Origin of the sequence: Tritonibacter sp. AK171, assembly GCF_030127025.1 — a bacterium.
Lineage (GTDB): Bacteria > Pseudomonadota > Alphaproteobacteria > Rhodobacterales > Rhodobacteraceae > Epibacterium > Epibacterium mobile.
Genome location: NZ_CP126134.1, coordinates 1,171,449 through 1,197,110, shown reverse-complemented (window position 1 = coordinate 1,197,110; position 25,662 = coordinate 1,171,449). Strand labels below are relative to the sequence as shown.

Annotated in this window: 24 protein-coding genes; 8 read left to right on the top strand and 16 right to left on the bottom strand. The window is 59.0% G+C overall.

Translation table 11 applies throughout. The features are described 5' to 3' along the window. The first annotated feature begins 3 nt into the window (after positions 1-3). Together QNI81_RS05705 and QNI81_RS05700 are read left to right on the top strand one after the other, a co-directional pair. Positions 4-687 (top strand): adenylate kinase, encoded by a 684-nt coding sequence (locus QNI81_RS05705; RefSeq protein WP_283967655.1) that lies wholly within the window; start codon positions 4-6, stop codon positions 685-687. Between the two features lie 164 nt (positions 688-851). Continuing rightward, the gene (locus QNI81_RS05700; protein ID WP_126136867.1) at positions 852-1,352 is read left to right on the top strand and encodes a flavin reductase family protein; all 501 of its coding nucleotides are present in this window, start codon (positions 852-854) and stop codon (positions 1,350-1,352) included. Between the two features lie 6 nt (positions 1,353-1,358). On the opposite strand, the gene QNI81_RS05695 is transcribed toward QNI81_RS05700, so the two are convergent. From QNI81_RS05695 to QNI81_RS05665, 7 genes are all read right to left on the bottom strand, one after another. Beyond that, the gene (locus QNI81_RS05695; protein ID WP_283967654.1) at positions 1,359-1,739 is read right to left on the bottom strand and encodes a 4Fe-4S dicluster domain-containing protein; all 381 of its coding nucleotides are present in this window, start codon (positions 1,737-1,739) and stop codon (positions 1,359-1,361) included. Positions 1,740-2,203: 464 nt separating this feature from the next. Then, a complete protein-coding gene (locus tag QNI81_RS05690; protein ID WP_283967653.1) occupies positions 2,204-3,190 on the bottom strand; it encodes an ABC transporter substrate-binding protein in 987 nt (328 codons plus the stop codon). A 201-nt stretch (positions 3,191-3,391) separates the two neighbouring features. Further along, positions 3,392-4,237, bottom strand: a complete 846-nt coding sequence (locus QNI81_RS05685) for an ABC transporter permease (RefSeq protein ID WP_219230908.1) — start codon at positions 4,235-4,237, stop codon at positions 3,392-3,394. Positions 4,238-4,292: 55 nt separating this feature from the next. After that, complete coding sequence (locus QNI81_RS05680; RefSeq protein WP_283967652.1) at positions 4,293-5,210, bottom strand: ABC transporter permease; 918 nt, start codon at positions 5,208-5,210, stop codon at positions 4,293-4,295. A gap of 239 nt (positions 5,211-5,449) precedes the next feature. After that, the gene (locus tag QNI81_RS05675) at positions 5,450-6,277 is read right to left on the bottom strand and encodes an ABC transporter ATP-binding protein (RefSeq protein ID WP_283967651.1); all 828 of its coding nucleotides are present in this window, start codon (positions 6,275-6,277) and stop codon (positions 5,450-5,452) included. 53 nt (positions 6,278-6,330) lie between these two features. Beyond that, positions 6,331-7,785: a dihydropyrimidinase gene (gene hydA, locus QNI81_RS05670; protein ID WP_283967650.1), complete on the bottom strand. Its 1,455-nt coding sequence runs from the start codon at positions 7,783-7,785 to the stop codon at positions 6,331-6,333. 133 nt (positions 7,786-7,918) lie between these two features. Further along, entirely contained in the window at positions 7,919-9,169 is a 1,251-nt protein-coding gene (locus QNI81_RS05665; RefSeq protein ID WP_168577393.1) for a Zn-dependent hydrolase, read from the bottom strand. Positions 9,170-9,465: 296 nt separating this feature from the next. Between QNI81_RS05665 and QNI81_RS05660 the strand changes: the two genes are divergently transcribed. Then, a complete protein-coding gene (locus QNI81_RS05660) occupies positions 9,466-10,080 on the top strand; it encodes a TetR family transcriptional regulator C-terminal domain-containing protein (protein ID WP_283967649.1) in 615 nt (204 codons plus the stop codon). 301 nt (positions 10,081-10,381) lie between these two features. Here the strand turns inward: QNI81_RS05660 and preA are convergent, their stop codons facing one another. From preA to QNI81_RS05645, 3 genes are all read right to left on the bottom strand, one after another. After that, positions 10,382-11,686: an NAD-dependent dihydropyrimidine dehydrogenase subunit PreA gene (gene preA, locus QNI81_RS05655; protein ID WP_219230913.1), complete on the bottom strand. Its 1,305-nt coding sequence runs from the start codon at positions 11,684-11,686 to the stop codon at positions 10,382-10,384. 59 nt (positions 11,687-11,745) lie between these two features. Further along, a complete protein-coding gene (locus QNI81_RS05650) occupies positions 11,746-13,080 on the bottom strand; it encodes an NAD(P)-dependent oxidoreductase (protein ID WP_283967648.1) in 1,335 nt (444 codons plus the stop codon). 294 nt (positions 13,081-13,374) lie between these two features. Continuing rightward, positions 13,375-13,641 (bottom strand): DUF2312 domain-containing protein, encoded by a 267-nt coding sequence (locus QNI81_RS05645; protein WP_005609905.1) that lies wholly within the window; start codon positions 13,639-13,641, stop codon positions 13,375-13,377. A gap of 209 nt (positions 13,642-13,850) precedes the next feature. Here QNI81_RS05645 and QNI81_RS05640 point away from each other — a divergent pair, with 209 nt between their 5' ends. Continuing rightward, positions 13,851-14,066, top strand: a complete 216-nt coding sequence (locus QNI81_RS05640; RefSeq protein ID WP_005609908.1) for a hypothetical protein — start codon at positions 13,851-13,853, stop codon at positions 14,064-14,066. Between the two features lie 112 nt (positions 14,067-14,178). Here QNI81_RS05640 and QNI81_RS05635 read toward each other — a convergent pair whose 3' ends face one another. Next, the gene (locus QNI81_RS05635; RefSeq protein ID WP_283967647.1) at positions 14,179-14,394 is read right to left on the bottom strand and encodes a hypothetical protein; all 216 of its coding nucleotides are present in this window, start codon (positions 14,392-14,394) and stop codon (positions 14,179-14,181) included. Between the two features lie 395 nt (positions 14,395-14,789). Between QNI81_RS05635 and QNI81_RS05630 the strand changes: the two genes are divergently transcribed. Continuing rightward, complete coding sequence (locus QNI81_RS05630) at positions 14,790-15,218, top strand: protein tyrosine phosphatase family protein (RefSeq protein WP_114961238.1); 429 nt, start codon at positions 14,790-14,792, stop codon at positions 15,216-15,218. Positions 15,219-15,336: 118 nt separating this feature from the next. Here QNI81_RS05630 and QNI81_RS05625 read toward each other — a convergent pair whose 3' ends face one another. From QNI81_RS05625 to QNI81_RS05605, 5 genes are all read right to left on the bottom strand, one after another. Continuing rightward, a complete protein-coding gene (locus QNI81_RS05625; RefSeq protein ID WP_283967646.1) occupies positions 15,337-16,635 on the bottom strand; it encodes a FliM/FliN family flagellar motor C-terminal domain-containing protein in 1,299 nt (432 codons plus the stop codon). A gap of 76 nt (positions 16,636-16,711) precedes the next feature. Further along, complete coding sequence (locus QNI81_RS05620; protein ID WP_283967645.1) at positions 16,712-19,402, bottom strand: ATP-binding protein; 2,691 nt, start codon at positions 19,400-19,402, stop codon at positions 16,712-16,714. Then, positions 19,399-19,836 (bottom strand): hypothetical protein, encoded by a 438-nt coding sequence (locus tag QNI81_RS05615; protein WP_283967644.1) that lies wholly within the window; start codon positions 19,834-19,836, stop codon positions 19,399-19,401. The genes QNI81_RS05620 and QNI81_RS05615 overlap by 4 nt, the downstream gene beginning before the upstream one ends. Before the next feature lie 10 nt (positions 19,837-19,846). Further along, positions 19,847-20,254 carry a response regulator transcription factor gene (locus QNI81_RS05610; RefSeq protein ID WP_283967643.1) on the bottom strand — a complete coding sequence of 136 codons (408 nt, stop codon included), beginning with the start codon at positions 20,252-20,254 and terminating at the stop codon, positions 19,847-19,849. Positions 20,255-20,351: 97 nt separating this feature from the next. Next, entirely contained in the window at positions 20,352-21,683 is a 1,332-nt protein-coding gene (locus QNI81_RS05605) for a short-chain fatty acyl-CoA regulator family protein (protein WP_283967642.1), read from the bottom strand. Between the two features lie 237 nt (positions 21,684-21,920). On the opposite strand from QNI81_RS05605, the gene QNI81_RS05600 reads away from it, so the two are divergent. The 3 genes from QNI81_RS05600 to QNI81_RS05590 all read left to right on the top strand — a co-directional run bounded on the left by QNI81_RS05600 (position 21,921) and on the right by QNI81_RS05590 (position 25,652). Continuing rightward, on the top strand, positions 21,921-23,267 hold the full coding sequence (locus QNI81_RS05600) for a substrate-binding protein (RefSeq protein ID WP_005609928.1): 1,347 nt from the start codon (positions 21,921-21,923) through the stop codon (positions 23,265-23,267). Positions 23,268-23,425: 158 nt separating this feature from the next. Further along, positions 23,426-24,448 carry a branched-chain amino acid ABC transporter permease gene (locus QNI81_RS05595; RefSeq protein ID WP_005609930.1) on the top strand — a complete coding sequence of 341 codons (1,023 nt, stop codon included), beginning with the start codon at positions 23,426-23,428 and terminating at the stop codon, positions 24,446-24,448. Positions 24,449-24,452: 4 nt separating this feature from the next. Continuing rightward, positions 24,453-25,652, top strand: a complete 1,200-nt coding sequence (locus tag QNI81_RS05590; RefSeq protein ID WP_114961245.1) for a branched-chain amino acid ABC transporter permease — start codon at positions 24,453-24,455, stop codon at positions 25,650-25,652. The last annotated feature ends 10 nt before the right edge of the window (positions 25,653-25,662 follow it).

The following is a 25,662-nucleotide window of genomic DNA, read 5'->3' as shown; positions in this document are numbered from 1 at the left end:
AACATGAGCACTGATGTGATGACCCGCCCAGCGGTATTGATCCTGCTGGGGCCTCCCGGTGCGGGCAAAGGCACCCAGGCCCGCATGTTGCAGGAAAAATACGGGCTTGTGCAGCTGTCCACCGGCGACTTGCTGCGTGCGGCGGTAGCCGCCGGAACGGAGGCCGGGAAACAAGCCAAGGCCGTAATGGACGCCGGAGGATTGGTGTCGGATGAGATCGTGATCGCCATTCTCAAGGATCGGATGAATGATGCGGATTGCAAAAACGGTGTCATCCTCGACGGCTTTCCCCGCACCACCGTTCAGGCAAAGGCGCTTGATGCGTTGCTGACCTCGACCGGACAACGCATCAATGCAGCCATTAGCTTACAGGTAAATGACGAGGCCATGGTCGAACGGATCTCGGGCCGTTCCACCTGTGCGGGATGCGGTGAAGGCTATCATGACACGTTCAAGCCGCCGTTGCCGGGGGACACCTGTGCCAAATGCGGTGGTACAGAACTGACCCGTCGTGCGGATGATCGCGCTGAAACCGTCGCCAGCCGGCTCGAGGCATATCATGCCCAGACCGCGCCTTTGATCACCTACTATGGGGATGCAGGGGTTCTGCAAACCGTTGATGCCATGGCAGAAATCAATCGCGTCGCCACTCAGATGTCATCTGTTGTGGAAACGGTTTTGCACTAAACCCTTTTTGACATGGGTCGCTTTTTGAACGCCTCCGTCCGCATGGCCGGGGGCGTTATTCTTAATTTCTTTTGCATCTTAGTGCAGAGGTTGAAATAAGGGCGTGGGCCGCACTGCGCCTTTCGCACCTGCAGCAACCAACACGGAAACGGAACCCCTGCTCTATGACCCAAACCAGCTTCATTCCCGGCCCAGACACACAAGCCGAGATGCGCGCTGCCTTGGGGTGTTTTGCAACCGGCGTTGTGGTGGTTACAACGCAAACCGAGCGCGGTCCTCTGGCGATCACCGTCAACAGTTTCACATCCGTGTCACTGACGCCACCACTGGTGCTCTGGTGTCCTGCCATCCAATCCCAGCGTCATGATCCATTTGTCAAAGCGCAGCATTTCTCCATCCATGTGATGGCAGAAACGCATATGGAGGCCGCCCTGCATTTTGCCCGCCACGGAGAGGTTTTCGACACCCATCCATGGAGCCGCAACGACGAAGGGAACCCGGTTCTGGATGACGCGCTCACGCGGTTGGATTGCCAACATCACGCAGCACATCCCGGCGGTGATCACACGATCCTTGTTGGCGAAGTCTTACGCGTTTCACAGCGCTCAGATCTGGGATCTGGTCTGGTGTTTCATCAGGGCAAATATGGCCGCTTCTCCGACTGACTGGCCTCAGGCGCTACGCTGAGCAGCGGGCAACGGCAGGATCGCCAGCACCCGCTCGGGACAAGCACTGGCGCACAGGCCACACCCCGTGCAGTGGCGATCCCGAATTTCCAACGTATCACCCTGTTCACCAAGGTGGATGGCATCGTTTGGGCAGGACCAGATGCAGTGTTGGCATAGGGTACAGCCCTCAGAGATGGTCACATAGCCCGCATTTGCCTCTGCACTGTCTTGTGGCTCCTGAGGTAAGGCCCGCGTCGTTTCTTCTGTCACGGGCTCTTCCAGCAACACAGCAAGTGCATTTTCAGAATGAAACAGGGCGACGGTTCCGTCCAAACCCGAGCAAGCCGCGATATCCTCAACGAGATTAAGCTGTCGGTGGATCAATCTGATATCAGGAGATAATTCTAAGAATACGCGCGAGAATCCATGGGCCAATGCGCCCAAGACATCCTCCGTTTGCAGGCAGGCCCCATTACAAACCGTGAGGTTTGTCACCGCATATGCACCGCGCAACTCCCCCGCAGGGTGCACTGGAACATTTGCATTGTAATACAGCACCAAAGCCTCTGGGCCGCCCCCCATTCGGGTGCGCATTCGCGCTTCGAGACAGGCCCGTTCAAGGGCTGCGGAGCGGCGAACGCTCGGCGACGCCGCCCCACAAAAACACACGTTACTGGTTAACTGGGACATCATTTCCCCCGTGACACGAGGGAGCAGATCCCCGCACACATTAACTCAAACGCCTATCCCCTTAACAGAAAGTTACTTTTTCTTAAAATTGACGATACCCAGCCAATGCTCTGGCTGGGTATCCTGATGTTTCACGATGGCTTCACTCGCCGAGAGGTTTAGTTCAACGCCGCATCCGTAATGGCATGGGTCCAAGCCCCTTCTGGTGTTTTGGTAATCACCGGATCAGACCCACCCGTAAGCAGTGTTTCCACGGTGCGCTCATAGTCTGCGACGTCCAGCGCGCCATTGCTGCCAGAGGTCAATTTTGCGATTTCGCCCATCATGCGTTTCTGGTGGGTTTCGGTCTGGGCACCGGAGGCATCATTGTCGAGCACGATTTCCGCGGCCTCATCCGGGTTGGTTTCCGCGTATTTCCAGCCCTTCATCGAGGCGCGCACAAAACGCTCCATCTTGTCGACAAAGGCCTCATCAGACAGGTTGTCTTCGAGCACATAAAGACCGTCCTCAAGCGTTGCGACGCCCTGGTCCTCGTATTTGAAGGTCACCAGCTCATCCGCCGACACGCCCGCATCAATCACCTGCCAATATTCATTGTAGGTCATGGTGGAAATGCAATCCGCCTGCCGCTGCAACAGCGGATCGACGTTGAACCCCTGCTTCAGCACCTCAACCCCCTCGGGTCCTTTGCCTTCGGTGGAAATCCCGAGCTTGCCCATCCAACTCATGAAGGGGAACTCATTGCCGAAGAACCAGACCCCCAGCGTGCGATCCGCCAGATCCGCAGGCTCGGAAATTCCGGTATCTTTCCAACAGGTCAGCATCATGCCCGAGGATTTGAACGGCTGCGCGATATTGACTAGGGGCAGGCCCTTCTCGCGCGCCGCGAGGGCCGCGGGCATCCATTCCACGGTGACATCCGCACCGCCGCCCGCAATCACCTGTGTCGGCGCAATGTCAGGGCCACCGGGCAGGATGGTCACGTCGAGGTCTTCTTCCTCATAAAACCCTTTGTCTAGTGCCACGTAATAGCCGGCAAACTGCGCCTGCGTGACCCATTTCAATTGCAGTTTGACCTCATCCGCAGCCTGTGCGGCGGAGGTTGCCATCAGTGCCATGGCGGCGGCTATCAGCACGTTTTTCATCAGTTCGAACTCCCTGTTGATTATGATGAAATCATGCGCAAGCTCATCTCGACACGCAAAAGTTTTGCTTCTTATTGACGGTCGAAACGGCGTCCTCGCGCATATATTGAGCACTGGCCAAGGCGGGGATTTATCCCTCTGTTCAAGGCGCTGCACCCAAAGGATGAAGCGCACCCGCAAAATGCGGAGGCGCCGGTAGTTTCAGCCCCGTTGAGACGGGTGCCAGAAGGTCAGCGTTTTCTCCAAAAGCGCCATCAGACCGTAAAAGAGCGATCCAGCAAGTGCTGCGACCACGATTTCGGCCCAGACCATATCGAGGGCGAGCTGCCCCACCGAGGTGGAGATGCGAAATCCCATACCGACGGTCGGAGAGCCAAAGAACTCGGCCACAATCGCACCGATAAGTGCCAGCGTGGTGGAGATCTTGAGCCCATTGAACACGAAAGGCAGCGCGGCTGGCAGGCGCAGCTTGAACAGGCTTTGCCAATAGGAGGCCGCATAGGTGCGCATCAGGTCGCGTTGCATCTGATCGGTTTCACGCAAACCCGCCACCGTGTTCACCAACATTGGAAAGAACACCATCACCACGACCACCGCAGCCTTGGATTGCCAATCAAAACCGAACCACATCACGAGGATCGGCGCGGTGCCAACGATGGGCAGTGCGGCGACAAAATTCCCGACCGGCAACAGGCCCCGCCGCAGGAAATCGCTGCGATCCACAAGAATGGCGGTCAGGAACGCCGCACCGCAGCCGATGACATAGCCGCCAAGCGCGCCCTTCAGGATGGTCTGGCTGAAGTCCGCCCAAAGGATCGGCAGGCTGGAGGCAAACCGCTCCGCGATCAGAGAGGGCGCGGGCAGGATCACCAGAGGCACCTCAAGGCCACGCACCAACAGTTCCCAGACGATGAGGATCGTCACGCCAAAGATCGCAGGCACCAAGAGCCCCACCGCACGGGTATTGGCCTTTGGTCCATTGGCCAGCCGCGCGTTGATCCACCAGCCCGCGATCCACACGAGCAGTGCAAGAAGAACCAAGGCCATCAGCACACCTCCTCCGTAGTCTGGATGCATCGGGCGGTCGATGTCAGCACATCGCTCATGACTTCACCCCCATGCGCCCCAGCAGCACCCGCTCCAGCAGCCCCAGAAGCGCAACCAGAGCCGCCGCCAGGATTGCCGCTGCAAAGAGCGCCGACCAGATCTGCACCGTTTGTCCGTAATAGCTGCCCGCCAGCAGTCGCGCACCAAGTCCGGCCACCGCACCGGTGGGCAGCTCGCCCACGATGGCACCGACCAATGAAGCCGCAATCCCGATCTTCAGCGAGGCAAAGAGATAGGGCATCGAGGATGGCAACCGCAGCTTCCAGAACACCTGCCCCTGAGACGCAAAATACGTCTTCATCAGGTCAAGCTGCATATGATCGGGACTGCGCAGCCCCTTTACCATGCCCACGACCACAGGGAAGAAACTGAGATAGGCGGCAATGATCGCCTTGGGCAAAAGCCCTTGCACGCCAATGGAATAGAGCACCACGATAATCATCGGCGCCAGCGCGATGATGGGGATGGTCTGGCTGACGATGGCCCAGGGCATCACCGACATATCCATCACCCGTGAATGCACAATCCCCACGGCAAGCAGGATGCCAAGCCCGGTGCCGATGGCAAATCCCATAAGCGTCGCCGAAAGCGTCACCTGCGCATGGTAGATCAGGCTGCGCTTGGAGGTGATCTTTTTCATCACCGTCGTGTCCCACAGCTCCGTGGCGACCTGATGCGGGGCGGGCAGACGTGGGCGCTCCACCGACCAGACGCGCGGAATAGCAAAGCTGTTCTGCGCCACGAGACCAAGCGCAGAGGCATCGCGCCGCTCTCTGGCAGTGCCAGGCGTCACCTGCTCCCCTGCCCGTTCAGCCGCATCCAAGACGCCCTTGATGTTCATCGGCACGCAGGCAAGATACCAGATCCCGATCAGCGTCGCGACAACGGTTAGAACGGCGAGAAAACTACGCATGCGTAACCCTCCATGCCCAAACAACCGCTCCCCAAAGAACAACTGAACAAACAAACAAGATTGAAAAGGCAGTCTGTGCGGAACTGCAATCTGGGCCTTCAATCAAGCTATCAAAGCAGCTGCTTTTCAAGTCCCCGTAAATCAGACTGCTGATGCCACTGAAGAAGACGGCCAAGGAAACCAAAACCAGAACTGCTTTCCTTTTCGTTCTTGCCAAGGAGTATTTTTCATCTGTTTGCTTAGTCATGCGCATGCCCCGCGCGCAGCCCCTCGCGGACGCGATGGGCGATTTCGATGAACTCTGGCGAGTCGCGAATATCGAGGGGGCGTTCCTTGGGCAGGGTGCTTTCTATCACCTCGTGGATGCGGCCCGGACGGGGGGACATCACCACGATCTTGGTCGACAGATACACCGCCTCGGGGATCGAGTGGGTGACAAAGCCGATGGTTTTATCCGTCCGCGCCCAGAGTTTCAGCAGCTGCTCATTGAGGTGATCGCGCACGATTTCATCAAGCGCCCCAAAGGGTTCGTCCATCAACAGCAGATCCGCATCAAAAGCCAGCGCGCGAGCAATGCTGGCCCGTTGCTGCATGCCGCCCGACAGCTGCCACGGGAATTTACCGCCAAAGCCAGAAAGCTCCACCAGCTCCAGCACCTCGGCCACGCGTTTGTCCTGCTCGGCCTTGGAATATCCCATGATTTCAAGCGGAAGCTTGATGTTCTTGGCGATGGTGCGCCACGGATACAACCCCGCCGCCTGAAACACATAGCCATAGGCACGCTGCTTGCGGGCGTCCTCGGGGGGCATCCCGTTCACGGTCAAGCTGCCGCCCGTCGGCGTTTCCAGCGACGCGACACATCGCAGGAATGTCGTCTTGCCACAGCCCGAAGGTCCAATGAAGGAGACAAACTCCCCTTTGTTGATCGTGAGGGTGATGTCCTTGAGCGCGTGAACGGAGGTCTCGCCCGTCCCGAACACAAGGTTCAGATTCCGGGCTTCGATCACTGCGGCATCCGGGGCTCGGTCCATGGCGCTGTCCACCCGTGAGGTCATTTGCATATTCATTTCATAGCCTTGGTCAAACGAACGGGGGCGCGCGGCCCCCGTTCCTGATGCAGTTAGACGCCAGTGGCGGGAATGCCGCTGCGCTCCACCGGGCGCGGCGCGGTCAGCTCCTTCCAGGTGCTGAGCGCCGTGTTGACCACAGTGTTGGGCGCGCGCTCCACAAACTTGCCGTGACCTTCCTGCGTCTTGATCTCGCCGTCCATCACAGCCACCTGACCGCGGGTCAGCGTGTAGCGCGGCAGGCCCTTGACCTCTTTGCCCTCGAACACGTTGTAATCAATGGCGGATTGCTGCGAGGCCGCCGAGATCGTTTTAGTCTTTGCAGGGTCCCAGACCACCAGATCCGCATCCGCGCCAACCAGAACCGCGCCCTTTTTGGGGTAGCAGTTCAGGATCTTGGCGATGTTGGTCGACGTGACCGCGACAAATTCATTGGCCGTCAGACGGCCGGTTTCAACCCCATGGGTCCAGAGCATCGGCATCCGGTCCTCAAGCCCGCCGGTGCCATTGGGGATCTTGGTGAAATCCCCCACACCATAGCGTTTCTGCTCGGTCGAGAAGGCGCAATGATCCGTCGCCACCACCGACAGGGAGCCCGACTGCAGCCCCGCCCAGAGGCTGTCCTGATGCTGCTTGTTGCGGAACGGCGGCGACATCACCCGGCGCGCGGCGTGGTCCCAATCGGCGTTGAAATACTCGCTTTCATCCAGCGTCAGATGCTGGATCAGCGGCTCCCCCCAGACGCGCTTGCCCTGCATGCGCGCACGGCGGATGGCCTCGTGGCTGTCCTCGCAGGAGGTATGCACCACATAGAGCGGCACGCCCGCCATATCGGCGATCATGATGGCGCGGTTGGTAGCCTCGCCTTCCACCTGCGGTGGCCGGGAATAGGCATGCGCCTCGGGGCCGGTGTTGCCCTGCGCCAGCAGCTTCGCGCTCAGTTCGGCGACCACATCGCCGTTTTCGGCATGCACCATGGCAATGCCGCCAAGCTCCGCAAGCCGCTGAAATGACGCATACATCTCGTCATCATTGACCATCAAGGCGCCCTTATAGGCCATAAAATGCTTGAAAGTGTTGATGCCGCGGGTCTCGATCACGGTCTTCATCTCGTCAAAGACCTGCTCCCCCCACCATGTCACCGCCATGTGGAAGGAATAGTCGCAGTTCGCCCGCGTCGATTTATTGTCCCAGCGTTTCAACGCATCCAGCAGGCTCTCACCCGGACTTGGCAGTGCAAAATCCACCACCATGGTGGTGCCGCCCGCCAGCCCCGCGCGGGTGCCACTCTCAAAATCATCCGACGAATAGGTGCCCATGAAGGGCATCTCCAGATGGGTATGCGGGTCGATCCCGCCCGGCATCACGTAGCAGCCGGTGGCGTCCAGCACCTCATCGCCCTTCAGATCCGGGCCAATTTCGGTGATGACGCCCCCCTCGACCAGCACATCTGCCTTATAGGTCAAATCCGCAGTGACAATGGTGCCGTTCTTGATGACTTTGGTCATATCAAACTCCCTGTGGTCCGACGCCTTGCGCGCCGTTGTCTTCAAATCCCGGGCGAGTTTCTTCTGACCCTAAATATCCCCGGGGGAGTCGCGCATGCGCGACGGGGGCAGCGCCCCCTCCATCTCAGCGGTTTCAGGCGACGATCTCTGCCGTCTCCAGCACCGCGTGCAGCATCACATCGGTGCCCGCTGCGGCCCAGTCCTTGGAAATCTCTTCCGCTTCATTGTGGCTCAGCCCATCAACGCAGGGGCACATGATCATCGCAGTGGGCGCCACATCATTGATCCAGCAGGCGTCATGACCCGCGCCGGAAACGATATCGAGATGGCTGTAGCCCAGACGCTCCGCCGCATTGCGCACCGCGCTGACACAGGTCTCGTCAAAGGTCACGGGGTCAAAATGCCCGACGGGTTCGATCTCCAGCCCAAGCCCCAGCTCATCGGCGATCTCCTTCGCCTTGGCCTCGAACTGCGCCCGCATCGACGTGAGTTTCTCCAGATCCGGCGAGCGGAAATCGGCAGTGAACACCACCTTGCCGGGGATCACATTGCGCGAGTTTGGGAAAACATCACAATGCCCCACCGCGCCGACGGCATGCGGCTGATGCGCCATGGCGATCTGATGTGCCGCTTCGGTCATCCGCGCCATGCCAAGCCCGGCATTCACCCGCATATTCATCGGCGTGGAGCCGGTATGCGCGTCCTTGCCGCTCACCGTGCATTGCAACCACCACAGCCCCTGCCCATGGGTCACAACGCCAATATCCTTGCCTTCGGCCTCAAGGATGGGGCCTTGCTCAATGTGCAGCTCGAACATCGCGTGCATCTTGCGCGCGCCGACTGTCTCATCTCCGACCCAGCCGATCCGTTTCAGCTCATCACCGAACGTCTTGCCCTCGGCATCCTCGCGCCCATAGGCCCAGTCCTGTGTGTGCTTGCCCGCAAACACGCCTGAGGCCAGCATCGCGGGCGCAAACCGCGTGCCTTCCTCGTTGGTCCAGTTCGTGACCACGATCGGGTGTTTGGTCTTGATCCCAAGGTCGTTCATCGTACGGATCACTTCCAACCCGCCGAGAACGCCCAGAACACCATCGTATTTGCCGCCCGTGGGCTGGGTATCCAGATGCGAGCCCATATAGACCGGCAGCGCGTCGGGATCTTCGCCGGGGCGGGTTGCAAACATGTTGCCCATGGTGTCACAGCCCATAGTCATGCCTGCCGCCTCGCACCAGGACTGAAACAGCGCCCGCCCCTCGGCATCCTCATCGGTGAGCGTCTGGCGGTTGTTGCCCCCCGCGACGCCGGGGCCGATCTTGGCCATCTCCATCAGACTGTCCCACAGCCGATCGCCGTTGATTTTCAGATTTTGTCCAAGCGCGGTCATCTCTGTTTGCTTCCTTCCCTGTGGTCTGCCTCACCCTCATGCATCGGGGCGGGGTCATGCGTGGCTTGTCCAGCCCGGGTCAGTGGCTCTCACTGTGCCGTTGGTTCTGGCCGGGTCGCCAAGACGGGCAAGGCCGGACATTTGACCAACTGGTCAAACTCACGCTATCACCAGATGAGTCTCAGTCAAGAAATTGCGCATCCTGAGAATTGGAATAGATTTTTGCAGCCCATCATCTGCGCAAAATTCAGGCAGCACCTCCAACCGCAAATAACAACAGAAAGCACCGGCACGACATGGCCACTGACCGCAGCCCCACGAGGATCCAAAAACGCAATCGCGCCAACATCCTAGAGGCCGCTCTGGATGTGTTTTCCCAGAACGGCTTTCGCGGTGCAACGGTCGATCAGATCGCCAGTGCAGCCGGTCTCTCCAAGCCCAACCTGCTCTACTATTACCCCTCCAAAGAGGCGATCTTCACCGAATTATTGTCAAAGCTTCTGGCAACCTGGCTGGCCCCTTTACGCGATATCGATCCGGAAGGAGACCCAATGGAGGAGATCCTCGGGTATGTGCAGCGCAAACTTCAGATGAGTCAGGACATGCCGCGCGAAAGCCGCCTCTTCGCCAATGAGATCGTACAAGGCGCGCCGCGCATGATCGACACGCTCTCGACGGAACTGCGCGAACTGGTGGATGCGACAGAGGTCATCTTTCGAGGCTGGATGGCGGCGGGCAAGATCGCCAGCGTTCATCCCCGGCATCTGTTGTTTTCGATCTGGTCCCTCACCCAGCATTACGCGGATTTCGAAGTTCAGGTACAGACCCTGATGACCCCCGAGGACCCTTTTGCCGCCGCGCCGGAATTTCTCGACACCCTTTACCGCCGCATGCTCACGCCCACGACCTGACACTCCGGACCCAACGCCCAAGTTGGGAGGCCACGAGGGGGATGGCGGGTCAATGGCCGCAAAGCGGCGGCGCGCAAGCGACGTTTACCCTTGAGGCGTCAGCGCCCGCCTCAGACTTGATCTGGTCCATCAGGACACATGTGCCCCTGATGGACCTCCCCAGCAAAATTCCGACCTCTCCCCAATAGCGCTCCGGCATCGTTTCTACGCCAAAGCGCCGCGCGAAGCGCGGCGCCGGGCCCAACGGGAGAGGATGCAGGTTTCCTGCATCCTCGACGGGCGGGATCCTCCCCGCCGTGGTCTATTCCGCCGCTGTCGCGGCCGGATTGTTCGGATGCTGTGTCCAGTTGCCATATTCGCCACTCACCACTTTTCCGGTGCGCTCATCAACAGCGCCGACGGCAACCTCCTCCATGGTGATGCAGCCCTCGACTGGGCAGACATTGACACAAAGGTTGCAGGCCACGCATTCATCGTCCTTTACGGTAAAGGTCCGATCCGCCGACATCGCAATTGCCTGATGCGAGGTATCCTCGCAGGCCGCAAAACAACGCCCGCATTTGATGCAATCGTCCTGAGAGATCTTCGCCTTGGTCACGTAATTCAGGTCCAGATACTGCCAGTCGGTGACATTGGGAACCGCCATGCCGCGGAAGTCCTCAATGGAGGAATATCCCTTCTGATCCATCCAGTCCGACAGACCCGAGATCATCTCCTCGACAACTTTGAACCCATAGGTCATCGCCGCCGTGCAGACCTGCACATTGCCCGCCCCCAGCGCAATGAACTCTGCCGCATCGCGCCAGGTGGTGACGCCGCCGATGGCGGAAATCGGCAGGCCAGCGGTCTGCGGATCGCGGGCGATCTCGGCGACCATATTCATCGCGATCGGTTTCACCGCCGGGCCGCAATAGCCGCCATGGGTGCCCTTGCCGCCGATCATCGGCTCAGGCGACATCGCATCAAGGTTCACCGAGGTGATCGAATTGATCGTATTGATCAGCGACACCGCATCCGCATTGCCGGCCTTGGCCGCGCGCGCCGGGTGGCGAATGTCGGTGATATTGGGCGTCAGCTTCACGATCACCGGCTTGTCGTAATATTGCTTGCACCACTCCGTGACCATCTGGATGTATTCCGGCACCTGCCCCACCGCAGAGCCCATGCCGCGCTCAGCCATGCCGTGCGGGCAGCCAAAGTTCAGCTCGATCCCGTCACAGCCGGTCTCTGCCACACGCGGCAGGATCGCTTTCCACGCGGCTTCTTCGCAGGGCACCATGATCGAAGCAATGAGCGCGCGATCCGGATAATCCTTCTTGACGCGGGTCATTTCCTCAAGATTCACATCCAGCGGGCGGTCGGTGATCAGCTCGATGTTGTTGAGCCCCAGAAGACGGCGGTCCGCGCCCCAGATCGCGCCATAGCGCGGCCCGTTCACATTCACCACCGGCGGGCCTTCGGCGCCCAGCGTCTTCCAGACCACGCCGCCCCATCCGGCCTCAAAGGCGCGGCGGACGTTGTATTCCTTGTCGGTGGGCGGCGCGGAGGCCAGCCAAAACGGGTTCGGTGATTTGATACCGAGGAATTCTGTTGTAAGATCAGCCATTTGATCTCTCCCTGTTTGCTAACTATGCGGCCTGCCCTGCAAGGCGGCACATAGCGGCTTCAGCCCATCAGGCTCGCGTGGATATCTTCGGCCGCGTCGCGGCCCTCGGCTACGGCGGTCACGGTGAGGTCATCGCCGCCGGATGCACAATCGCCCCCGGCCCAGACCCCGGACACGGAGGTGCGCCCGGTTTCAGAGACCTTGATCTTGCGCCCCTCCAGCGCCAGCGCCTCTGGCTGGCCTTCAAGCGTCTGACCGATGGCCTTCATCACCTGATCCGCGGCAAGTCGCACCGTCTCTCCGGTGCCGGTGACGCGCCCGTCCACAACATCAGTGTATTCCAGTTCGATCTCGACCGCAGACCCGTTGCCGTGGATTGCCTTTGGCATCACGTTGAACATCAGCTTCACGCCCTTGGAGGCCGCAAGATCCTGTTCAAACCGGCTCGCGCCCATGGCGTCCCGCCCCCGGCGATAGGCGATGGTGACATTTTCAGCGCCCAGGAGTTTGGACTGCACGGCGGCATCCACGGCGGTCATACCGCCGCCGATAACCACCACATTGCGCCCCACGGGCAGCGCGGTCAGATCCTCGGCCTGACGCAGCTCCGCGATGAAATCCACAGCATCGCGCACGCCGTCCTTGTCTTCGCCTTCCGCACGCAGTGCATTGACGCCCTGTAGCCCAACCGACAAAAACACCGCATCAAAGTCAGACTGAAGCGCCTCCAGCGTCAGCCCCATACCAAGTCCGCGCCCGTACTCGATGCTGATGCCACCGATTTGCAGCAACCAGTCCACCTCGCGCGCAGCGAAGTCATTGGTGGATTTATAGGCTGCGATCCCGAATTCATTTAGGCCGCCTGCCTTGGCCTTGGCCTCATAGACCGTGACCTCGTGACCGTACATCGCCAAACGGTGCGCCGCCGCAAGACCCGCAGGCCCCGCCCCCACAACCGCAACCCGCTTTCCGGTGGCCGCTGCGCGGGTGAAGGGGTGCACGTCCCGCTCCATCAGCATATCGGTGGCGTAGCGCTGCAAGCGACCGATTTCGACCGGCTTGCCCTCGGCCACCTCCCGCACGCAGACCTCTTCGCAGAGCGTCTCTGTCGGACAGACCCGAGCGCACATGCCGCCGAGGATGTTCTGCTCCAGAATGGTCTTGGCGGCACTTTCCGCATGCCCGCCCTGGATCTCGCGGATGAATTGCGGGATGTCGATGCTGGTGGGACACGCCGTCATACAGGGCGCATCAAAACAGAAATAACAGCGATCCGCCGCAACCGCGGCCTCATGCGCATCAAAGGGCGCGTGAAGATCCGCGAAGTTTTCGGCGATTTCCTGAGCGCTGAGCCGCTCTGGTCGCACTCCGGATACCTGGTGGCCTGCTGCCATTGGGTGTCTCCTTGCTGATACTGGACAGTCAATGATGTCTTCTTGTTGAAACCAGAGTGCCACAGGCGATTTTTTTATCAACTGGTAAAATTTAGAGAGGGCGTATTCTCACTGCTTGACGCCACAACAACGCCTCTCAATCACATGATTTTAATAAAAAAAAGATGCGTGATTAATTCTGATGCACATCGCTGGCAGGCACAAAGACACAGCTGAACAGCGCATTTTCAATGCAAAACGGGGACCTGAGTCCCCTCAGATCCCCGTTCGATAACGTCGGCGGATAGGTCCGCTTCAGGACATTCCAAGCGCTTCTTTGTACATTTCCAACACGGCCTCTTCTTCGGCGATGTCGTTTTCATCTCGCTTGCGCAGAGCGATAATCTTGCGCAGAACCTTGACGTCGTAACCGCGCCCTTTGGCTTCGGCCATAACCTCTTTCTGCTGCTCGGCAATTGCCTTCTTCTCTTCGTCCAGACGCTCGAACCGCTCCACAAACTGGCGCAGTTCGCCTGCGGTGACGCGGTAGTTTTCGCTCTTTTCGTCTTCGGTCATGTCCATGGGATGGCCCTCGTGCAAATTGCCTCAACTGCTCCGGTTTGGCACCGGTTGAGGCAGAGGGATACAGGGCTGCCGCGCGCCTCGCAAGACTGGAGTTGACATGCATCCGCTTGCAGTGTCGCAGCCACTCTTGTAGGCGCTATGCCACCGACATGGCACGCCTCGGCGGCGGTTGCCTGAGACAACCTGTGACAAGAGGTAGACGGAACATGGAATACCTGATCTGGGCCGGTGGTGCCCTGTCGATCCTTGGTATGCTGGGGCTTGCATGGTGTGTGCTGATCGTGGTGCGCGCCAAGCGCAAAGGGTTGAGCGAGGATGAGCTGCGCGCGGTCCTGCAATCGGTGCTGCCAAAAAACCTCGGCGCGTTGTTGCTGTCGGTCCTTGGGCTGATGCTGGTGATGGTCGGCCTGTTTCTGCGCTAACTGTCACAACCAACGCATCTATTTGGCGATCACAGGCGATTTTTAGAAACCGCCTGAATTCGCCAATTGGCCTCCGTCAGGTCACACTCAGACTTAGTCGACAAATGCCAAATCAAACCGGCATATTGTCAAACTGACGTTCCACCAGTTCGTCATTGAGCGCCTGCTCCGTTCGGCGCAAATGTCCGGGAACAGATTCCCCTGCCGCCTTAATATGCTGCAAGACACGCGAAAATTCTGGCTGCAGATCCAACCTCGCCACCTCAGAAGCGGTCCGGATTTGCTTTTCAAGGTGGCAGGCACGTTTCATCAACTGTTCTGTCGTCATTCGTTACTCTCCTCCCCTACAGGTCCAAAATAGGATCCTGTCCGCGCAGCGTAACACCTGCCGCGCAGGACCAGTTTACATCAGTTCAAGGGTGCAGCAATCATCGCGGCTGGGGAATACCGCAAATTGACGCATTCCAATCGTAAACCCTGCAATAATATTACCAATAAATTAGGCCACTCGCCTCTAAAGCCAAAACAATTGGCAGTGCCCAAACCCAACTTCGGAAACGAAAAATATCTGTCAGCAGTGCGTGTCGCCAACCCGAATGCCGACACCGGAAAACACAAGCAACAATCGGAGCTTTTCTGCCGATATGCATAGCGCCTATCGTGCGTGGCGGAGGACTCGCTTGGTTCTGGACCGCAGCCCAACAAAGGCTTAAACGGATTGCCATGGATGCACGCACATTGACCCCCCGTTACTCGGTTTCTCCGCAGATCTCCGTGGAGGATATTCCCGCAATCAAAGCTGCCGGTTTCACCACCGTGATCTGCAACAGACCTGACGCGGAAGTTCCGCCCAGCCACCAGGCGGAGACAATCCGCGCGGCGGCTGAAACGGCTGGTTTGAAATTTCAGGTCCTGCCGCTCACCCACCAGACCATGACGCCTGAGAACGTCGAGAAACAAGGCGCATTCATTGAGGCGTCAGATGGGCCAGTTCTGGCCTATTGCGCCTCTGGTACGCGGTGTTCGGTGGTTTGGGCGCTGGGTCAGGTGTCAAACCCTGACGTCTCGGTCGACGATATCATGACCACCACGCAACAGGCGGGGTACGATCTGTCCGGTCTGCGCCCGACGCTTCAGTCCCTCAAAGGCTAAAACATCGCCTTCACCTAAGTCAGAATGGTTTTGCGGCCCGCGGAGAATTCCGAGGGCCGTTTTTCTATCCTACTAGGATCATGTCCTGATGATGCGCAAAAGCCGCCGGATGCGCGCGTTAGGTGCCCGTCTCTGATAGATCTGACAACCCAGCCAATTCGGAAATCTCTGCTGCCGTATCATCGGCGTTAAAATCGCCAAGATCGTTCATTGGCAATCCTGGCAGGTCTCCCATGGCGTCAAAATCTCCCATCGGAAGATCACCACCATCAAGGCCTCCGCCCAGATCACCGCCCAAATCACCCCCCAAGCCACTGCCCAGATCGCCACCCAAGTCGCCGCCAAGATCACCTCCGAGGCCTCCGCCGAGGTCTCCACCCATCATGCCGCCAAGATCCCCGCCAAGCCCGTCGCCCGGATCTTGCAGACCATGCGCCGCAATCGACAGATCCAGCGTGTTGTCATCCATAGCCGGTGCTGCGCCCTGACCGATCCCATCGGAAAAGCTGCCCTGATTGTTTGGCACAAGCCGGGTGCGTTGCTGATCCAGGCGCACTGCGCGTGCGCCGTTCATCTGGCCAAGCCGGCCCTTGGCGATCGCCTGTCCATTGATGGCAATCAGGTCGGTCTCATAAAGATAAGCCTGATCCAGCGGCAGCAACTCACCGACCTTGAGCGCAGAGAATTGACGCAAGGGGATTCGCATTTTGCACAAAACCGCCGACAGCTCTGCACGCATAGATCCGACACTGGACCCCAAGCGCGGGCCGCGGACTGCATTTGCCTCGTCATATTCGTCAACCGAAGGTTCCGGCAGCACCAGACAGATCTCGCCCTGCATTTTGCCCGTCGCAAGATCCACGTTCAGGTTGATCACTCGGTAGTCGTCCGCTTCCATCCCAAGCACAAGCGTTCGGACATCCTCAACCTGAGCGCCGAATCTATATCCTTCAAAAATGCGCAGATCGCTCTGGTCTTCCAGCAGGTTGGTGACTTTGCCGAACAGCTTCTCCAGAAACTCCGCCACCATTGCGGCATCTGTTGGTGTGTAATTGCGCTCATCCCCGGACATGCCGAGGACCGTCCCCATGGTCTGCTGTTGAATAAGAGCTGTAACCGCAGCGGCATCCAGCGTCGCTGCGCCGATCCGCCCCTCGGGGCAATCGAGAACCACAAGGAGATGTTTGTCGGACAGAAGGCCAGTCAGATCTTCGGGCACGCGGTTGGTTTGACGCGCCGCGATCACTGCCATTGGCAATTCGCACAGATCCTCAGCGGCGCGCGCCACCGATCTGCGCAACGCCTTGAGCGTGAGCGACCCGCCTGTTCCGGCAGTCCCTTCTTTTGAGGCTGCAAGTTTACGCGCAAGTCCCCCGACCGCGCGCTTGCCATCCTCCGTTTGATCCTTGTCCGTCATAAATGAACCTGAAGCCTTCCGCACCCGTATGGACATGGTTCTAGCCCAGTGCTGGTTACCAAGACCTTTACAGAATTCAGCGGATTTCTTCTATTTTCAGTCGAATGGGCAGTGTGACCCGAAAAGCAGCCCCCTCCTGCTCCGACAAAAAGCTGATATCGCCGCCGAGCTTGCGCATGATTTCCTTGCAAATCGCCAGCCCAAGCCCCGCGCCACCAGCCCGCTCCGGGGTAACCCGCGAGAATTTCTCAAAAATCATCTCATGGAAATCCACCGGGATGCCTGCGCCATTGTCGGCAAGGTCCACCTCAACACGATCCCCGTTGCTGCGCACATGAATACGCAGTTCGGGGTCTGTGGCGGTGCAGTATTTTTGTGCATTGGCAATCAGATTGATAAAAACCTGTGACAAGCGATCCACGTCAGTCTCGACCTCGACCGCCTCTCTGTCACAATCCCGTATGATCTGCAGTGGCCCATCCGCCCCTGCCAGCGCTGAGGAGAGCGCATGATCCAACACGTCCCCAAGACGACGCGTCGACACGTTGAGCGACACCGCACCGCTTTCCAGCACGCTCAGATCAAGGAGGTCATTAAGGAGCCGCGTCAGCCTCAGCGCTTCGTCATGGATGATGGAGGCGTATTTATGCTGCTCCGCCGCAGTTAATCCCGGCTCATCACGCAAAATTTCGGAAAACGCACGCACCGATGTCATGGGCGTGCGCAGCTCGTGGCTCACCTGACTGAGAAACGCATCCTTTTGTTCCGAGAGTTGAGTCAGCTTCTGGTTGGTGTCCCGCAACTGAAGCGCGGTGCGCGACAGCTCTTTGGATTGTGCTTCCAGACGATTGGAATACTCCAGAAGTTGCGCCGATTCGTCCGCCACCGCGAGCAAATCCTCCACCGACACCGCAGCGCCGCTGACAATCTGGCCAATCATCGCATGGGCCGCAGCCGCACCGATAGATGCGCTCAGCTCGCGTTCCAATTGTTCAAGAAAACTTGGGGTCGGTTCCGGAAGCGGCCCCGGCCCGCCCTGTCGCCTCAACGCGGCCTGAAAGAAATTCTGTGCCTCCTCCGGCCCGAGGATGCGCTGGGACATGATCATCAGGTCTTCGCTCTGTGCAACAGACCCGGTCCAGCCGCCCGGCCCGGCGGAATGATCAAACACATGCACAAATTGCGCGCCCTGCAAACGCTCCATAGGGCTCGGAAAGCTCATGACCGACACCAGAGCAAACGCCGCCACATTGAGGCTCATGGACCACAACACACAATGAACAATCGGGTCGAACCCCTCAATGCCAAAGAGCGCCTGCGGGCGCAGCCAGCCAAGGCCAAATGGGCCATTGGCGAGTGTTGAGGCGGAAAACACCCCGCCTGCAACTTCGGGCAACAGCAGCGTATAGCCCCAGACCGCAAACCCGATGGTCAGCCCCGCCAATGCACCCGCGCGGGTCGCCCCGCGCCAGAAAAGCCCGCCCACCAGCGCAGGCAGGATCTGCGCGATGCCGGAAAATGAGATCAGCCCAATCGCTGCAAGCGCCGCGCCGCCACCCGAAATCTGGTAGTACGTATAGCCCAGCCCCATGATCGCCGCGATGGAGAACCGTCGCGCAAACAGCACCACAGAGCGCACATCCCCCGACACCGACGCCCCCTTGAAGGCCCCGGTAGAGCGCAGCCAGATCGGCATTACGATATGGTTTGACACCATGGTCGACAGGCTCATGGCGGCAACGATCACCATTGATGTGGCCGAGGAAAACCCGCCCAGAAACGACAGCATCGCCAGACCGTTTTGCCCCTGCGACAGCGGCAGCGTCAGAACAAAGAGATCGGGGTTGGAGCCTTGCGGCAACAGTTCCAGCCCGAGCGCAGCAATTGGCACCACAAAGATCGAGATCAGGAGCAGATAGGTGGGAAAGGCCCACGCAGCAGTGCGCAGATGGCGTTCATCCTCGTTTTCGACCACCATCACCTGAAACATGCGGGGCAGGCAGACAAAGGCCGCCGCCGCCAGAAATGTGATCGCGGTCCAGCGCCCGCCATCCACCTGCCAATGCCCAATGGGCGAGCGATCAATCCGTGCAAGCGTCTCCTCGATGCCGCCCGCCAGCCCCCAGACCACAAAGACTCCGACCGCGACCAAAGCGATGAGTTTCACCACTGCCTCAAGTGCGACGGCCATCACCACCCCGTGGTGGCGCTCATTTGCGTTGAGGTTGCGGGTGCCGAACAGGATTGCGAAACAGGCCAACCCCATCGCGATCCAGAACACTGTGCCGGATTCATTGTGACTGCGTGTCGGGTCGGCCTCAGCAAAGATCGCAACAGACAAGGTAATAGACTGCAATTGCAGCGCAATATAGGGCGTCACCCCAACCACGGCGAGCAAAGTAACCCCGATTGCCAGCACATTGGATTTGCCGTAACGCGCGGACAATAGGTCTGCAATGGAACTGATGCGTTGGCTTCGCCCCACCCTCACCAGTTTGCGCAGACCCCACCACCAGCCGATCATCACCAATGTCGGGCCGAGGTAGATGGTGACATATTCCATACCCGACCGCGCCGCATATCCTACCGCGCCGTAAAAGGTCCAAGCGGTGCAATAGATCGAAAGCGATAGCGTGTAGATCAGCGGCGAGCGCATAAAGCGCGCGCTGCGTCCTCGCAGCGCCTGCCGGTCGGCCCAAAAGGCAACCATAAACAGGATCGCTACATAACCGAGGCTGACTGTGGCCAGCAGGTTGAGCGAGGTCACAGTTGATCCTCCGGCCCTGTTGATGCAGGCGGGAGGGGCGCGGTTGAGGGAGACGTGTCGACTCGATCGTCGGCTCTGTCATCACCCGGTTGGCGCATGGCCAACACATCTGCGGTCTCTGTCGGGGCGCCAACGCCGGTCCAATGCACCGCCCAAAGCCGAACTGCGACCGAAAACGCCACCGAAAACAGGATCAGACCGATCCAGACACCGAATATATAAATCATCGCGGTGGACATGCTGCTTCCGGCGTCATGCCCTCTCCCTTCAGAGAGATGCTGCTCCGGCCACAACAGCGGCACCAGAAACAACAAGGCCCCGATCAGCGGCGCCAGACGGGCAATGTCCATGAGACGGCGGCGGCGATAGGTGCGGCGCTCCACAAAAGGGGTGCGCAGCTCGTCTTTACTGCCCGCGCCATCGGATCGGATCATCGCGGGCGGCTCAGCCTGCGTCGCGCACAGAAGAGGCCTGTGCCTGCCGTGCCTGCGCATTGAGATCGCGCACCGCGGTCAGCACCTCTGTGTTCGAGAACGGTTTGGTCATGAAACGGGTGACCCCCGCACGTTCCGCCATCTCGCGATCCTTCAGTTGACCACGCGCCGTGAGCATCAGGACGGGCAGATGAGACAATGCCTCTACCTCTCTGATTTCACGAATGATTTCCATGCCACTTTTGCCCGGCAGCATCAAATCCAAGATGACCAGATCAGGCTCTGCCGCCTCGATCACCGATAGCGCACTGCTGCCATCTGCATGTACATCAACCTGCCATCCCTCGCGCGAGAGCAGAAAGCGGATCGCCTCTGCAATATTGGCTTCGTCTTCAATCAAAACGACTCGTCCAGCCATTGATTTCTTTGTCCTCCCCAAGCACCACGCCGTTTGCCGGTTCCTCCGGGTGCGATAGCGATCTTTGCATGAAAGCAACACCGCTGTCACCCGGCAGTTACATCTGCATCAAACGCGCACCAGATGAATCACGCAGGATCGACGGCTCGCGACGTGCCGGGCAGCCTCTGCGAACACAGATCCGGCAACTGGCTCCAACCGGGCGCGAGTCCGCATGAGGTGGCTGATCCGGGTGCTCTGACGGCAGGATCAGCATCACCGAGCGCATCACCGGATCACGATCAAATCCGGGCTGCTCTGCCTGCCATGAAATCGCAAAACACTCACTGTCACGCGCCGCGCGCCCCTTTTGATGGATACGCCGCCGGATCGGCACCCCCGGCTGAGAGAGCGCCGTAAACAGCGGCCAGAGCGGACAAGAGGTGCCAAAACGCGGCAGCGGAAAACCCGCAACGGGCTTGCGCATCAAGATAGAGCCTGAGGCATCACAGATCACCAATCCGACCGGATGCCCAAGCACATCTTGAGGAACCATCGCCAGACGGCGCAAAAGACGATAGATTTCGACGTCCAGCGCCTGTGCCAGTTTTCCGGGAGCGAGCCCGTGGGTCTCGATAGCGGTGCGCAACGCAACCAGCGGCATGCGCTCGGCGTCCTCCTGATAAATCTGCAATCCCGCTTCTGCCAGCTTGCGCGCGGCGGTGCTTTCCAGTTCCGGGGCCGCCTTCACCACGTCACGCGGCTCGACGCTGCCCTTCTCAATCTCAGGGAAATGAAACTCCCGCGCGGTGAAAAACGCCTCCACTTCCTCTTGGGGAATGCCCCGGCGCTCACCGGCCTGATCGCTCTCATCCAGAAACCGCACCAACGCCCGGCTGCTGTCCGCAAGCCGCTGGGCATCCTGGTCGAGGTTTTTGTGAAACCGGTCTCGCCATTCGGCCTCCAACTCCCCCGGTTCCGCCAAGATACCTGCGGTAGAGCGGATCGCGGCTGCGGTAGAGAGCACTTCATGCAGCGAGGACGCCAGATGCGGATCATGCGTGAGCCGGTCCGAGAGAGATCTCACCGTGCGTTCCAATGCACCAATGCGCCCGTGGGTCTGTGCCAGAACTTCTGCCCAACCGGGAAACCGACCTGCGAATTCGTCCACGCGGTCCAGTTCCACCATCGGCGTCCGTGCCTCGGCCGCCGCTTCTCGCAATGAGGCCACCAACGTGGCCTCCACCCCTTCGGTCAAAAGCGATGGCTCAACATTGAGCACCTGCGCCAGCGTCACCAGCAATTTGCCGCCGATTCTGCGCCGATTGTGTTCGATCAGGTTGAGGTAAGAGGCCGATATCCCGGCGTCACGGGCAAGATCAGCCTGACGCAACCCTAGCATTAATCGCCTTTCACGAATGCGACTACCGGTCAGACTGTCACCTGCCATGGGTTTGCCTCCTCCTGCAAAACACCGGGTTATCAAGGGCTTTCTGCGCGGCAGAATAAGATAATTTACCGCAATACGCCCTTCACTGTATATTTCTTTACAGAAAAAACATTCAAAACAAGCGTTTTATTGCGGTGATTTACAACACACCCCCATACTGATTTTGCACAATGTTGCAAGGCAACGCGCGGAAGTGAGGAGTCGCGCCTCGCCTTTTACACTCAGGGAGGAACTTAAATGTCCAAGACAGACGTAAGCCGTCGTGGCCTGTTGAAAACCAGCGCCGTTGCAGGCGCAGGTCTCGCCGTGCCGACCATTTTCACGGCCCAAAGCGCAGCTGCTTTCACCAATAATCCAACCGGCGGCACCGTCACCCTCGGCTTCAACGTCCCGCAGACCGGACCCTATGCCGACGAAGGCGCGGACGAGTTGCGCGCATATCAACTGGCGGTTGAGCATCTCAACGGCGAAGGCGACGGCGGCATGCTGAACACCTTCAGCTCCAAGGCGCTTGAGGGCAGCGGTATCATGGGCAAGAAGGTGGAATATGTCACCGGCGACACCCAGACCAAATCGGATGCGGCCCGCGCCTCTGCAAAATCCATGATCGAAAAAGACGGCGCGATCATGATCACCGGCGGCTCCTCCTCCGGTGTGGCGGTTGCGGTTCAAGGCCTGTGCCAAGAGGCCGGCGTGATCTTCATGGCGGGCCTGACGCACTCGAACGACACCACCGGCAAAGACAAGAAAGCCAATGGTTTCCGCCACTTCTTTAACGCGTATATGTCCGGCGCGGCGCTCGCACCGGTGCTCAAGAACCTCTATGGCGATGACCGCAAGGCCTATCACCTGACTGCTGACTACACATGGGGCTGGACCCAAGAAGAATCCATCAAGGCCGCAACAGAGGCGCTCGGCTGGGAGACCGTCAACACGGTGAAAACCCCGCTCGCCGCGACTGACTTCTCGTCCTACATTGCACCTGTTCTGAACTCCGGTGCGGATGTGCTGGTTCTGAACCACTACGGCGGCAACATGGTGAACTCGCTCACCAACGCCGTGCAGTTCGGCCTGCGCGAAAAAGAAGTAAACGGTAAGAACTTCGAAATCGTCGTGCCGCTTTATTCGCGTCTGATGGCCAAAGGTGCGGGCGAAAACGTCAAAGGCATCCACGGCTCCACCAACTGGCACTGGTCGCTGCAGGACGAAGGCTCCAAAGCCTTTGTGCGCTCCTTCGGCACCAAATATGGCTTCCCGCCCTCACAGGCGGCGCATACCTGCTACGTGCAGACCCTGCTCTATGCAGACGCAGTGCAGCGCGCGGGTTCCTTCAACCCCTGCGCGGTGGCAGAAGCACTCGAAGATTTCGAGTTCGACGGCATGGGCAACGGCAAGACGCTCTATCGCGGCGAGGATCACCAGTGCTTCAAGGATGTGCTTGTGGTGCGCGGGAAAGAAAACCCGACATCCGAGTTTGACCTTCTCGAGGTGGTCGAGGTCACACCACGCGCGCAGGTCGAATACCCGGCGGATCACCCGATGTTTGCAGGGGGCCAACTCGGTTCCTGTAACCCGGGCGCATAACGCGAGAGCCCTATCACTGGTCGGGCGCGAAAGACGCGCCTGACCACCCTTCTCCCGCACAGCTTTGGTCTCTCTGATCCGCGCCCTCTTGGCGACCGGGCGTGACCTACTGTTGCATCCCGAAACCAGCCACCCAGACGAACCGGAAGGTGGGGATCATGGACGCATTCCTTCTGCAAATCCTAAACGGGCTCGACAAGGGCTCTGCCTATGCGCTGATCGCGCTCGGGCTTACACTTATTTTTGGCACGCTCGGCGTCGTGAATTTCGCCCATGGGGCGCTGTTCATGATCGGTGCCTTCTGCGCGGTGACGCTGCAAAAAATCTTCAGCCTCAGCTTTGAGACGGTCGATCCCGAAAAGACCGATTTCCTCGGCAACCCGCTGAAGGTCAAAACCCCTTATGTCGAGAGCTGGTTCGGACCGGAATTTGGTGGCGCGATCATCGACTGGTCAGTGCCGCTGGCGATCCTCTTTGCGATCCCAATCATGGTGGCCGTCGGCTTCATCATGGAGCGCGGGCTGATCAAGCATTTCTACAAACGCCCCCATGCGGACCAGATCCTTGTGACTTTTGGCCTCGCCATCGTGCTGCAAGAGGTCATCAAGTATTTCTACGGTGCCAACCCGATCCCCACGCCCGCGCCCGATGCGCTCAATGGCGTGGCCAATCTTGGCGCGGTGATCGGCATGGACCTGATCTATCCGGTCTGGCGTATCGTCTATTTCTGCTTTGCCTGCCTCATCATCGGTGCGGTCTTTGCCTTCCTGCAGTTCACCACCTTCGGCATGGTGGTCCGGGCTGGCATGGCGGATCGTGAAACCGTGGGCCTATTGGGTATCAACATCGACCGCCGCTTTACGATCATGTTCGGCATCGCGGCCGCCGTCGCGGGGCTTGCGGGCGTCATGTACACGCCGATCAACTCGCCCAACTATCACATGGGCATGGACTTTCTTGTGTTGTCCTTTGTGGTTGTGGTTGTGGGCGGCATGGGCTCCCTGCCCGGTGCGGTTCTGGCGGGCTTTGTGCTCGGCGTGCTTGAAAGCTTTGCCTCGATGGAATGGGCAATCAGCCTCATTCCCGGCATCAATCAGATCATCATCTACCTCGTCGCCATCATCATCCTTCTGGTCCGTCCACGCGGATTGATGGGGCGCAAAGGCGTGATGGAGGACTAAGATCATGTTCGGACTTGATAAAAGAGACACTACACTGCTTTTGATCGTAGCTGGACTGACGATCTTTGCTCCCTTCCTTCTAAATCCCTTTCCCACCGATAGCGGTCTGGCGCAGTTCAATGCGGGTTATCCCGACCTGATGCAGCGCTTTGTGATCTTTGGGATTTTTGCCATCGGGTTTAACATCCTCTTTGGCCTCACCGGGTATCTGTCCTTTGGTCACGCGGCCTTTCTCGGTGTGGGGTCTTACTCTGCGGTCTGGATGTTCAAACTCCTGAGCATGAACGTCTTGCCCGCCATCATCCTCAGCGTCATCATCTCGGGCCTTTTCGCGCTGGTGATTGGATATATCAGTTTGCGGCGCTCCGGCATCTACTTCTCGATCCTAACGCTGGCCTTTGCGCAGATGTCCTTCAGCCTCGCCTATTCGGTGCTAACACCGATCACCAATGGCGAAACCGGCCTGCAACTGACGCTGGATGATCCGCGCGTGCTGGGGGTTTCTGCCACGGCTGATGGCTCCATCCCTGTGACCAACCTCTTTGGCATGGAGATGCGCTCGACCTATCACCTGATCGTGGGGCCATGGGATTTCCAGTTCAACATGGGCTACTACCTATGTGCGCTGGTCATGATCGCAGCCTTTTATCTCTCGATCCGTATCTTCCGCTCTCCCTTCGGGATGATGCTGCGGGCGGTGAAATCGAACCAGCAGCGGATGAATTACACCGGCCTGAATTCCAAACCCTACACGCTGGCAGCTTTTGTGATCTCTGGCATGTATGCGGGCCTTGCCGGTGGGCTGATGGCATCGATGGACCCGTTAGCCGGTGCAGAGCGGATGCAATGGACCGCCTCTGGCGAGGTCGTCCTGATGACAATCCTTGGCGGTGCGGGCACGCTGATCGGGCCGGTTCTGGGCGCAGGCTTCATCAAATACTTCGAGAACATCTTCTCCAAGATCAACGACAACGTGCTGCACGGCTGGTTCAGCTTCTTGCCGGATGGGCTTGAGGACTTCGTGGTCTTCATCATCCACCCCTTCATCGGCAAAGGCTGGCATCTGACACTTGGTATCCTGTTCATGCTGGTGGTGATCTACCTCCCCGGTGGCCTTGTGGAAGGCGGACAGCGGATCGGCAACTGGTTCAAGGGGCGCAAGAAGTCTGACGCCCACCAGAGCAAAACCAACCCGGCGGAATAAGGAGACATCT